The 12346-nt window shown below is 51.6% G+C and carries 9 protein-coding genes; 7 read left to right on the top strand and 2 right to left on the bottom strand.

Translation table 11 applies throughout. From position 1 onward, the window contains the following. Positions 1-888, bottom strand: an 888-nt coding sequence (locus AC06ND_RS04935) for a ligand-binding sensor domain-containing protein (protein ID WP_475677880.1), incomplete at its 3' end; no start/stop codon positions are given. A 103-nt stretch (positions 889-991) separates the two neighbouring features. Between AC06ND_RS04935 and AC06ND_RS04940 the strand changes: the two genes are divergently transcribed. The 7 genes from AC06ND_RS04940 to AC06ND_RS04970 all read left to right on the top strand — a co-directional run bounded on the left by AC06ND_RS04940 (position 992) and on the right by AC06ND_RS04970 (position 11474). Beyond that, positions 992-2962, top strand: a complete 1971-nt coding sequence (locus tag AC06ND_RS04940) for an alpha-L-arabinofuranosidase C-terminal domain-containing protein (protein ID WP_475677881.1) — start codon at positions 992-994, stop codon at positions 2960-2962. Positions 2963-3088: 126 nt separating this feature from the next. Next, a complete protein-coding gene (locus tag AC06ND_RS04945; RefSeq protein ID WP_475677882.1) occupies positions 3089-5563 on the top strand; it encodes a TonB-dependent receptor domain-containing protein in 2475 nt (824 codons plus the stop codon). A gap of 34 nt (positions 5564-5597) precedes the next feature. Then, complete coding sequence (locus AC06ND_RS04950; protein ID WP_475677883.1) at positions 5598-6662, top strand: sensor histidine kinase; 1065 nt, start codon at positions 5598-5600, stop codon at positions 6660-6662. Next, entirely contained in the window at positions 6659-7408 is a 750-nt protein-coding gene (locus AC06ND_RS04955; protein ID WP_475677884.1) for a LytR/AlgR family response regulator transcription factor, read from the top strand. Before AC06ND_RS04950 ends, AC06ND_RS04955 begins: the two co-directional genes overlap by 4 nt. A gap of 48 nt (positions 7409-7456) precedes the next feature. Further along, positions 7457-9781, top strand: coding sequence for a S9 family peptidase (locus AC06ND_RS04960; RefSeq protein WP_475677885.1), 2325 nt, complete (start codon positions 7457-7459; stop codon positions 9779-9781). A 366-nt stretch (positions 9782-10147) separates the two neighbouring features. After that, positions 10148-10978, top strand: coding sequence for an RHS repeat-associated core domain-containing protein (locus AC06ND_RS04965; protein ID WP_475677886.1), 831 nt, complete (start codon positions 10148-10150; stop codon positions 10976-10978). Next, complete coding sequence (locus AC06ND_RS04970) at positions 10971-11474, top strand: hypothetical protein (RefSeq protein ID WP_475677887.1); 504 nt, start codon at positions 10971-10973, stop codon at positions 11472-11474. The genes AC06ND_RS04965 and AC06ND_RS04970 overlap by 8 nt, the downstream gene beginning before the upstream one ends. 401 nt (positions 11475-11875) lie before the next feature. Here the strand turns inward: AC06ND_RS04970 and AC06ND_RS04975 are convergent. Next, the coding region (locus AC06ND_RS04975; RefSeq protein ID WP_475677888.1) for a CobW C-terminal domain-containing protein at positions 11876-12346 on the bottom strand (471 nt) is incomplete at its 5' end.

The raw sequence follows: 12346 nt of genomic DNA on the forward strand, positions 1-12346 counted from the left end.
GTCGTCGCTGAGATTGTCATAGACATTGAGTCCCTTCAAGGACGCCGCAAGCAGCTGTCCGTCCGAAGTGAGTGCAAGTCCGGTTATGAAGTTCTGTGAAAGCGAGCGTGGGTCCGAAGGGGAGTGGAGATAGAGCTTCCAATTGCCGGAACTCAGGTTGTATCGATACAGGCCGTCGTTCGATGATATCCAGAGTTCGTTGTCCTTCTTCAGGTAATCCGAGATGTATGCGTCTTCCCTTATGCTGAAATTTCCCAGCACGGCTGTGGTCGAAAATCCACCTGCCCTGTCTGCACTAACCTTATATAAATGTCCGGCCAGGTCCACCCAGATGCTGCCATCTCCGTCCACATCCTCGAACACTATGTTCTGAGGACTGAGTCTAGGGTCTTCGCAAGAAATGATTTCGGCAATCTCACCCCGGTGGTCAAAGCTTACCCTGAGAATGGTCGTGCCGCAGTTGAGCCAGAGGCAACCCTTCGTGTCTATCGTGAGGAAAGAACAGAAATCATATTGGTGTCTCGTGAGCTCGTTCTCCGGAAGTTCGATGGCCTTGAGCGTATTCAGATCGATGACGCTGAAACCGCCTTCCGTGCACACCCAGAGGCGATGGAAGGCGTCCTCTGCCACGTTTCTTACGAAGTTGTTGCTTATCTTTGTCTCGGAATTGGTGGAGAACACGATCATCTCATATCCGTCGTATCTGCATAGTCCTCCTCCCGAGGTTGCAATCCACATGAATCCGAAACTGTCCTGGAACACATCGTCCACGAAGTCGTTCGGCAGATTGTCGCTAACGTCAGTGAAGCGGGCCAGGCGGGTCGACGCAATGTCTGAGGCGGCATGCGTCTGGGCTCCCTGCAATCCGACGAGGAGCAAGAATAGCACTGTAATTATGTATAATTTTCCACCTCTGACCATTATTTGTCCACTTTCGTTTTAACAAACATAGTTAAATTTGCCAAAATTGAAAAATCAAACCACATATCAAATGAATTTCAGAAATCTTCTTACATCAGTTCTTGCGCTCTCAGCGGCAACTGCAATGAGCGCACAGACAAATGACTTTGACATCAATGTCAAGAAGGTCGGTGCTCCTATCCAGGACACCATGTACGGTATCTTCTTCGAGGATATCAACTACGCAGCAGACGGCGGTCTCTATGCCGAGCTCGTCAAGAACCGCTCATTCGAATTTCCTAATGATGCTCTTCAGGGATGGAAAGCCTTCGGTAAGGTGGAAGTACGCAATGACGGTCCATTCGAGCGCTGTCCACATTATGTGCGTCTCAGCGATCCCGGCCACCTTCATAAGCATACCGGACTCGAGAACGAAGGTTTCTTCGGAATCGGCGTGAAGAAGGGTGAGGACTACAGATTCTCTGTATGGGCCCGTTCAGACAAGCAGGTGACCATCCGCGTCGAGCTCGTCAACACTGCTTCCATGGGTGAGATCCATGAGTTCGGAAAGAATACCATAACCATCGACTCAAGGGATTGGAAGAAGTACCAGGTCATCATCACGCCTTCCGAGACCATGGAGAAGTCACATCTTCGTGTATTCATGGAGACCCGTGAAGCATGGGTTGACCTCGAGCACGTATCTCTCTTCCCAGTCGACACCTGGATGGGTCATGAGAACGGTATGCGCAAGGACCTTGCACAGGCCCTCGCAGACCTTAAGCCGGGCATATTCCGTTTCCCGGGCGGATGTATCGTGGAAGGTACAGACCTTGAGACCCGCTATAACTGGAAGAACAGCGTCGGTCCGGTCGAGAACCGTCCTATCAACGAAAACCGTTGGGAATATACCTTCCCTTACCGACTCTATCCTGACTATTTCCAGAGCTACGGACTCGGCTTCTATGAGTTCTTCCTCCTCAGTGAGGAAATCGGTTCGGAGCCTCTTCCTATCATCAGCGTCGGTCTTGCATGCCAGTTCCAGAACGATGACATTCACGCGCATGTGCCGGTAGAAGAACTCCAGCCATACATTGACGACGCTCTCGACCTCATCGAGTTCGCAAACGGCAGCGTCGACACAAAGTGGGGTGCTCTCCGCGCAGAGATGGGCCATCCTGCCCCATTCAACCTCAAGTACCTGGGTATCGGTAACGAGCAGTGGGACGAACTCTATCCTGATCACCTCAAGCCATTCCTCGACCAGATGCGTGCAAAGCATCCTGAGATCAAGATCGTCGGCTCGTCAGGTCCGGACTCTGAGGGCGCGCAGTTCGACTACCTTTGGCCTCAGATGAAAGAACTCAAGGCAGACCTCGTAGACGAGCATTTCTACCGTCCATACAACTGGTTCCTCTCACAGGGTAACCGTTACGACAACTACGACCGCAAGGGTCCAAAGGTATTCGCAGGTGAGTATGCTTGCCACGCAACCGGCATGAAGTGGAACCACTACAAGGCTTCCATCCTCGAGGCAGCGTTCATGACCGGTCTCGAGCGCAACGCCGACATCGTCCACATGGCTACCTATGCACCTCTCTTCGCACATGTAGAAGGATGGCAGTGGCGTCCAGACCTCATCTGGTTCGACAACCTCAACTCGTTCCGCACCGTAAGCTGGCATGTACAGCAGCTCTATGGCCAGTACAAGGGCCAGAACGTACTTACCCTCAGCATGAACGGTAAGCCTGTTGCAGGCAACGATGATCAGAACGGTCTCTTCGCAAGCTCAGTACAGGACGGCAACCTTATCTATGTAAAGGTAGCCAACACCTCTGACAAGGCTCAGGACGTTACCTTCAACTTCACCGGCCTCAAGAAGAAGGACATCGTGAAGGCAGTGAAGCGTATCGACCTCAACAGCGACAAGATCTACGAGGACAACTCTATCGAGGCTCCTACCAACATCGTCCCTACCGAGGCTGGATTCGCAGGCGAGGGCCAGTCTCTCAAGGCTAGCGTCGCTCCTCTCAGCTTCTCAATCTTCGTGATCGAGAAATAAGCTTGACCCATAATTCGGCGTTTCGTCGAAGGAATAAGGCAGTTCGTCTAAAAACAGGACGGACTGCCTTTCTTCTGTCATAGTTTTGCGTCAGAAACAAACGGAAAAACAAAAAAACGCAATATCATGAAGAAGAACATCATCCTCTCAATCGCTCTGACAATCCTCAGCTCAGCAGCATTCGCAAAGAACGTCAACGTTACCGGTTCGGTACAGGACTCTGAAAGCCACGAGGCAGAAAGCTTCGCAGTCGTACAGTTCCTCGACTCTGACAACCAGATCGTGGCTTATACCATGACTGACGAGAACGGAATGTTCAGCCAGTCTCTTCCCGACGGTTGTGACTACACCCTCTACTTCAGCAATCTCGGTAGGAAGGATGTCCGCATGCCTTTCTCTCTCAGCGACGAGAATGACTACGATTTCGGTACGATCGCCGTCGAGTATGACGCAGAGGCACTCAATGCAGCAACCATCACTGCACAGGAGAATCTCGTTGACATGGGTGTCGACAAGATGACCTACAAGGTGTCTGAGGATGTGGATTCGCAGACCAGCACCGTCCTCGACATGCTCCGCAAGGTCCCTATGGTAACAGTGGACGGTCAGGACAAGATCACCGTGAACGGAAGCTCGAACTTCCAGGTGCTCGTGGACGGAAAGCCTAACCAGATGCTCTCAAGCAACCCTTCTGAGATCTTCAAGGTCATGCCTGCAAGCTCAGTGAAGAACATCGAGGTCATCACCAACCCGGGAGTGAAGTATGATGCAGAAGGTGTCGGTGGAGTCCTCAACATCACCACCAACAGCGAGGTCACCGGCGGTGCTAACATCGCAGACGGCCAGTATGGTACCGTACGTGTACAGGGCGGAAGCCGCGGATTCGGCGGCAGCGTGTTCTACAGTGCGCAGAAGGGTAAGCTCTCGGCCAGCGTGAACGCAAGTGCGAACATGAACTACAGCCCGGGCGCAGTCACCGACGAGGAGCGCATCCAGGAAGTGGAGGGCGGCGAGAACATCACCCGCAACCACAGCGAGAGCGAGATGAAGACCCCTATGGCAATGGTCGACCTCAGCCTCGGATATGAAATCGACGACCAGAACTCGATCTCCGTGACCGCAGGATACATGCACTTCGGCAACAGCAGCGAGGGAATCAACACCATGGACATGGTACTCGCAGACGGCACCGAACTCGGATATGAGGGTAACTCGCAGATGAAGAACGACCGCAACTCGATCAGCGCAAGCGCAGACTATGTACATACATGGGAAGATGAGCCAGCACGCAGCCTCGTGGTATCATACCAGTTCAGCGCTGCTCCTACCGTGAACAACAACAGCAACAGCTATGGCGGTGCAGTGGTACCCGGCTTCGACCTCACCGACAGGAAGACCGTAGGTGGCAACAATTCAGTGAACCACATCGGCCAGGTGGATTTCAGCAGCCCTCTCGGACTCAGCAGCACCATCAACACCGGTATCAAGCTCCAGTACAGAAGCAACAGCTCACAGCAGACCAACTACCTCTGGGACGGCAACGGCTTCGTCGAGACCGCACTCGGCAGCGTTGACTACCACTTCAGGAACACCATCGGCGCAGCATATCTCGAGTATGACGGCCACTTCGGATCATTCGGCGTGAAGAGCGGACTCAGGTACGAGTACACCTGGCAGAACGTGGAATACCTCGAGGGCAACGGTGAGGACTTCCGTCTCAATTATGGCAACCTCGTCCCAAGCGCAAGCCTCCAGTGGAACATCAACAAGAGCCAGAACATCGGCCTCTCCTACAACATGAGAATCAGCCGCCCTGGTATCACTTACCTCAATCCATACGTAGACATCACCAATCCGTTCTCTATCAGCTACGGTAACACCGACCTCAAGACCGAGCTCACCCACAACGTAAGCCTCGTGTACAATATCTACACTCCTAAGTTCATGATGAACAACACCCTCCGCTACAGCCTCGCCGACAACGGCATCGCACAGTACAGCTTCTATGACGCGAACAGTGTGCTGAACACCACCTACGGCAACATCGTAAGGAACCAGAGCATCGGTCTCAGCTCATTCATGATGATCACTCCAGGCTCGAAGACCAGAATCATCATCAACGGTGGAGTAAGCTACAGCGACATGAGCTCAGAGCTCCTCAGCCAGGCTAACTCAGGATGGTCATACAACGTGATGCTCGGCCTCCAGCAGACCCTTCCTTGGGATCTCCGCCTCAGCGCCAACCTGATCACCACCGGTTCATCAGTCAGCCTCCAGGGACGTTCGAACGGTATCTCGCTTGCAACTGCAGGCCTCACCAAGTCCTTCCTTGACGACAAGCTCAGCGTTAGCATCAACGGAACCTGCGGACTTACCAACTTCAACAACCTCGTGATCAAGAACAGCGTCGCAGGTGACGGCTTCAAGAGCGAGAGCCTCGCGAAGATTCCTATGAGCCAGATCTCTGTCAGCCTCAGCTACTCATTCGGAAAGCAGACCACGTCGATGAAGAGAAAGCCATCGAGAAGGGCATCAGAGGACAGCGAGCTCAACACTCAGAGCTTCTCAGAAAGCATGGGTTCTATCATGAATAACTATTAATTGTTATATTTGTCTGCGACAAAGATAACGATCAATGAAGAAACCTGATTTGAACCAACCGATAAGGATAGTGATGATCATCATTTGGATAGTGATGATCATCACTCCTGTGTTGTCCTCAGTACCCGTTGCAAGGGACTGGAGCACCGTCCTGAACGCCTTCAAGGCCTCGCTTCACACGACTGGACCGGCCTGTGTGCTCTTCTTCCTGAACTATCTTCTGCTGATACCGAGGCTCTTCTTCGGTGACGGCAAGAAGAAGGCCATCTTCTACGCGGTCAACATCGCTATTATCGCCCTTATCGTGTCCAGGTCCATCCCGAGGCCTCAGATGCCTCCTATCCCGGACGAGGTCATCAGCCATATCCCGCGCAGAGTGATCTGGGGAATGAGGTTCTTCAGGATCTTCACTGCCACCTGCATGAACGTGTTCATCGTGGTGATCGCTATCGGACTTAGGAGCTTCATACGCTCGAACGACCTCATCATGAAATACGAGCAGGAGCGCAGGAACGCTGCAGAGGCTGAGCTTTCGTGGCTCAAGAACCAGCTCAACCCGCATTTCCTTTTCAACACCCTCAACAATATCTCGTCCCTCACCCAGATCGACGCAGAGAAGGCTCAGGACAGCATAGGTCAGCTCAGCGACCTTCTTCGCTATGCCCTCTACGACAGCGAGAACGAGACCGTCCCTGTGGAAGGGGAGATAGAGTTCATGCAGAACTATGTTAACCTGATGAAGCTCCGCTGCAACGAGCTTACCACCGTCGAATGCACCCTCGACGGAGTGCGCGGTGACGTCAGGATCGCCCCGCTGTTGTTCATCTCGCTGATCGAAAATGCCTTCAAGCACGGAGTGAACGCCAGGAAGGAGTCCTTCGTCAGGATAGATATGCACCAGGATGGGGAAGACCTCGTGTTCTGCTGTGAGAACTCGCTTTTCCCCAAGCAGGAGAGCGATCACATCGGTTCCGGCATCGGTCTGGAGAATATGAAGCGTCGCCTCGACATCATCTATCCGGGTTCATACGAATACGTCTGCGGTCCGCAGGACGGAATGTACAAGTCCATGGTAAGACTCAAGTCAATAGTCAAATGAGAGAAATAAGGTGCATAGTCGTAGATGACGAGCCGCTCGCAGTGAAGATGCTGGAGAATTTCATCTCCAAGACTCCGGGGCTGGTTCTGGAATCCTCGTTCACGGATTCGGTTCAGGCTCTCTCCGCGTTGACCGAGCTTCGTCCAGACCTCGTGTTCCTCGACATCCAGATGCCGGACCTGAACGGACTCGAACTCTCTAGGATGGTCCCGGACTGCACCAGGATCATCTTCACCACAGCTTTCAAGCAGTACGCATTCGACAGTTATGAGGTGTCTGCGCTGGACTTCCTTCTCAAGCCGATACGATACCAGAAGTTCCTGGAGGCGATAGGGAAGGCCCGCCAGTGGTTCGATCTCAAGGATGCTGCAGAGAATGCGCCCGCACAGAGCGCTGCCCCTGCGCAGAACCAGCAGGATAAGGAATTCATCTTCCTCAAGGCCGACAAGACTCTCCACAAAGTGCCTCTCTCGGACATCATCTATGTCCTCGGCATGCGTGACTACGTGATGGTCTACATCACCGGCAGGAAGTCTCCGCTCGTGACCCATTCGACGATGAAGGGTATGGAGGAGATGCTGCCATCGCCCCGTTTCATGCGCGTACACAAGTCCTACATCGTCGCGATGGACAAGATCGATGCGGTGTATACGGGCAACGACATCCATGTCGGAGGCGAACTCATCCATGTCTCGGACGCGTATAAGGACGCATTCGAGAAGTATGTCAAGGACAGACTGCTCTAAACCGGCTTTTTTTCGTAACTTCGCGGTACAGTAAAGTTAATGCTGACCATGAAGACAATCAAAATGATATTCGCTGCGGCAGCCATGCTCGCTGCGGCGTCACTTTATGCGCAGACCGCGCAGAACAAGGACAGGGTCCTCACTCTCGAGGACATCTATGTCAACAGGACCTTCACCCAGACCTCGGGCGCTCCTTCCATCAGGTGGAGCACAGGCAGTTCGTATGATTCATACGAGCGCAGTCTCATCATCCCATCTGCATCTGAAAGGGCAGCGGCAGTTGATGACAACCAGCCGAGCGCAGTATCCGGAGGTGCATCTGCCAATGGTGCGATCATGGGTATGGACATAGTCTCTACCGACATCAAGACAGGAAAGAAGACTGTCATGGTCCACGCAGCTCAACTCATTCCTGCTGGAGCCAAGGAGCCTCTCCGCGTCGAGAGCTACACCTGGTCTGCAGACCGTTCGAAGCTTCTTATCTTCACCAACTCGCGCAGGGTATGGCGTCAGAACACCCGTGGTGACTACTGGGTGCTCAACCTCGCTACCAATGAGCTCAAGCAGCTCGGAAAGGGCCTTGACGAGTCTCGTCTGATGTTCGCCAAGATTTCTCCTGACGGCCAGAAGGCTGCCTATGTATATTATAATAATGTGTACGTCGAGGACCTCGCTACCGGAACTCGCAAGGCTCTCACCAGCGACGGCGACGACGTGATCGTGAACGGTACCTTCGACTGGGTATACGAGGAGGAACTCAGCTGCCGTGACGGCTTCCGCTGGAGCCCTGACAGCAAGAGGATCGCGTTCTGGCGCTCAGACACAGAGGGCACAGGCGTGTTCAACATCATCAACAACATCGACTCAGTCTACTCGTTCAACGTGCCTTTCCCTTATCCTAAGGCAGGAACTACTAACAGTGCGGTCAAGGTCGGAGTCGTGGAGATTGCTGACGGCGCTACCCGTTGGTTCGATCTCCCGGGTGACCCTCGCCAGAACTACATCGCCCGCATGGACTTCGTTCCGGATTCAGGCAGCGGCATCGTCATGATCCAGCAGCTCAACCGTCTCCAGAACACCAATACTGTATGGTACGGTGACGCCGTTACCATGAGTCTCGAGAACTTCCTCACCGACCACGATGACGCATTCCTCGATATCCACGACAATATCGTCTGGATGGACAAGAACCGCGCATTCACCTGGACCAGCGAGAAGGACGGCTGGCTCCACCTCTACAAGATGGCTCGCGACGGCAAGAGCGAGGTGCTCATCACCAAGGGCGACTTCGACGTGATGAACATCCTCCGCATCGATGTGAAGGGCGGATATGTATACTACATGGCATCTCCATACAATGCAACCGAGTCATACCTCTATCGCAGCCGTCTCGACGGCAAGGGCAAGGACGAGCGCGTGACTCCGGAAGGCCTCGTGGGAACCCACAGATATTCAATCTCCGAGGACTGCAAATACGCCGTGCACAGCTTCAGCAACGCATGGACTCCTACCCAGGCCGAGCTCATCACCCTTCCTGACCACAAGACCGTTCAGGTATACGCTGACGGTGCGAACGTCAAGGCTGAATTCGATTCATGGGGCTTCAACTATCGCGAGTACTTCAAGGTCGACATCGGTGGCGACTTCGAACTCGACGCATGGATGCTCAAACCGCGCAACTTCGATCCGAACAAGAAATATCCGGTCATCTTCAACGTATACGGCGAGCCTGCATCCTCGACCGTCCAGAACAGCTGGAGCTCAGATCTCTACAACAGGGTTCTCAACGAGAACGGCTACATCGTGATGAGCGTCGATCCTCGCGGTACCCACAATTACCGTGGTCGCGAGTGGCGCAAGTCCATCTACGGAAAGGTAGGTGATATCGCCATCGAGGACCATGCAAAGGCTGTCGCAAAGATCATCGAGATGTTCTCCTTCGTCGACGCTGACCGTATCGGCGTATGGGGATGGAGCGGTGGTGGCTCTTCTACCGCGCACCTCATGTTCAAGCATCCAGAGCTCTATAATACCGGTATCGCAGTGGCTGGCGTATATTCTCAGTATCTCTACGATACCATCTATCAGGAGAGGTATCAGGGACTCCCTCAGACCAATCCTGAGGGCTACTACAAGGGTTCACCTATCAACTACGCTTCAGGTCTTAAGGGCAACCTCTTCCTCATCCATGGAACCGGTGACGACAATGTCCACTACCAGAGCTGTGAGATGCTCGTGAACGAGCTCGTAAAGCAGAACAAGATGTTCTCGATGATGGCATATCCAATGCGTACTCACGGAATCTCTGAGCGAGAGAATACCACTTACCATCTCTACCAGACAATGCTCCGTTACTGGATCGAGCATCTTTAATAACATAGAAGAGGCTGACCAAAAAGGTCAGCCTCTATTGTCTCGTATACTATTTGTAACAAAACCGTTATAAGTACCTATGTGGTTTAGAAAATTTCTAAACTAAAGAGATGTTTATTTCTTTGACAATTAAGCATTTAACAAACAATAGTTGCAATTGTTGAAAACTTTTATCGCGAGAACTCTTGCAATATTTAAATATGCATCCCGGACAGCCGCAACGGAAGCGGGCTGTCATCGTCGGGTACTCTTGATTATGACTACAACTATGACTATCTTTGGAGACTGACGGAGGCGAGCCTCCCCGGCAGCAAGAGCTGGGCCGAGAAGGGTATCACCTACGACAGGAACGGTAACCTGAGATCATTGACAAGGCATGGCGGTTCAGGAAGCGTCCTCGAGAGGAACGACTACTATCCTTTCGGAGAGCGTCACTCGGACAGCTCGATGGCGACGGTGAACAGCAACAGGTGGCGGTTCGCGGGGAAGGAGATTCAGCCTCTGGGAGGTACCGGGTGGCTTGACTTCGGCGCAAGGCAGTACGACAGCTTCCTTGGAAGATGGACTACGGTGGATCCTATCGCGGAGAAGTATCCGGGGATCAGTCCTTACTCCTACTGTGCGGGGAATCCGATCAACTTCGTGGATCCGGATGGGCAAGAAAAGATTCACTTATTGAGAGTCTCTGAGACAAATACTAAGTCCGATAATGATAAGATTAAAGGCTTCATTGTGAATTATCCTGATAAAGATTATTTAATTCAGATTTGGGCTCATGGTGAGCCTAGAGGTTTTTCGACTGAAGATGGTAATTCAGTTACGAAAAAAGATGCTAAAGAGACGTTTTTGGATTTCCTTAATCAAAATAGCACAACGTGGGTAGATAAATCATTAACGAATGAGATTACTATGGTAGTGTTACATTCTTGTGAGACTGGAAAAGGAGAGGGTTCAATTGCAGCCGTGATTTCGAAAATTTTTAATAACGTTGTCGTTGCTCCGAGTGACAAATTATATGTGGATGGAATAGAGCGAAATGGGGAGAAAGGCGACGGAATGTGGAATTTTTTCTACGAAGGCGAACTTCTTTATCAGTCTCGAGTTGCTCCTGATGTGTTTTTTAGACATTTTTCGTCTACGGAAGATGTTGTTGATTTTATTAATAGATACTCTAATACGGAAAATAGATATGACTAGAACAAAAACAACGATTTGGATTTTTTGCTTGTTGTTTATCATAGTGAATCCAAATATCTACGCTCAAGGACAAACTGCGTCTCCTATGACAAGTTTGCCTGATGCTAAAGTGTTGCAGGAACGTATATTGAACGCAGGGACAGATGCAGACGAGGCTTTGGTAGAATATGACTTTTGGTATGGCGATAAGAATGAAGATGTACTATACTATGCATTATATCTAGCGAATAAGACAAATTCTTCAGATGCTCACTGGATTATCTACAGTTGTTTTTATTACATTGAAAAGGAGACTCAAAAGCTGAGTGCTGAAGATGAGAAGTTTGCGCTTGAACACTTATGTATGAGCCTAAGAATGGGAAATAAGCATGCTCGGAGTATTATAAAATCCATGTATCTTGATCAGGACTATAGGAGATACGATTATTGTGATTCCCTTTGTCGGGACTATGATTATTTCCCGTATAGAAGAGTGTATGATTCTGACGAACCGTAAACATATGTCTTTCAGGGCTATAAGTTTATTCGTTTAAGACAAACTGCTATATTGATAGAGCGCGATGATAATCATAAACATCGCGCTCTTTTTGAGTATTTGACAGCATTTGAACCATACGGTCCAGGGCTGGCTGAAGGAGATATCTGCCCTGGACTCGAGCCGCGACACCCTCTTCAGGGATACGATGAGGTACTGGGATAATCCGGAGTTGCAGGCGCAGCAGGCATTCGGCTCCAGACGCCTGTGGCCGCCCATGGCCTCATGAATGGGAGGGGCCCAGCGTCAGCTGGGAGGGATGAGCGAAGCGAAGGCAGGCGGAGCCGAATGCCTGTGCGCTGCGCCAGTAAATAATAAAAAGCCGACCCAGTAGGATCGGCTTTCTTATGTCAATGAATTAACTATGCCAGGCAGGCGTCGAGGGCGGCTGTGATAGCCTCCTTGTCGAGATGCTGTCCGATGAATACGAGCTTCTGCATGCGATCTCCGAAGAACGGATCCCAGTTCGCTTTGAGACTTGGCTCCATGACCATCATCTGCTCGAGTTCCTCCTTCGGCATGCATGCATACCACTTTCCGGCTCCGCGCAGAGACATCTGCTTGCCGGCCTGCTCGAACACGAAGCACTCGTCGTACTGGTCGCTGAAGTAGCAGATACCCTTGGTGCGGATGATGCCCTTTGGCCAGTGCTTGGCAACGAAATTGTCGAACTTGTTGATGTCGATCGGTCTCCTCTGGTAGTATACGAAGGTTCCGATTCCGTATTCGTCCGCCTCACCTTCGCCATCGTGATGATGATGGTGGTGGTGATGGTGATGATGGTCGTGATCATGGTGATGATGATGACCGTGCTCATGCTCGTCGTCGTCATC

Source organism: Candidatus Cryptobacteroides sp. (assembly GCF_056207615.1).

Excerpts from the sequence above, each read along its gene's own strand:
- AC06ND_RS04945 (WP_475677882.1), top strand. The coding sequence starts at position 3,089 with ATGAAGAAGAACATCATCCTCTCAATCGCTCTGACAATCCTCAGCTCA.
- AC06ND_RS04950 (WP_475677883.1), top strand. The coding sequence starts at position 5,598 with ATGAAGAAACCTGATTTGAACCAACCGATAAGGATAGTGATGATCATC.
- AC06ND_RS04970 (WP_475677887.1), top strand. The coding sequence starts at position 10,971 with ATGACTAGAACAAAAACAACGATTTGGATTTTTTGCTTGTTGTTTATC.
- AC06ND_RS04940 (WP_475677881.1), top strand. The coding sequence starts at position 992 with ATGAATTTCAGAAATCTTCTTACATCAGTTCTTGCGCTCTCAGCGGCA.
- AC06ND_RS04955 (WP_475677884.1), top strand. The coding sequence starts at position 6,659 with ATGAGAGAAATAAGGTGCATAGTCGTAGATGACGAGCCGCTCGCAGTG.
- AC06ND_RS04960 (WP_475677885.1), top strand. The coding sequence starts at position 7,457 with ATGAAGACAATCAAAATGATATTCGCTGCGGCAGCCATGCTCGCTGCG.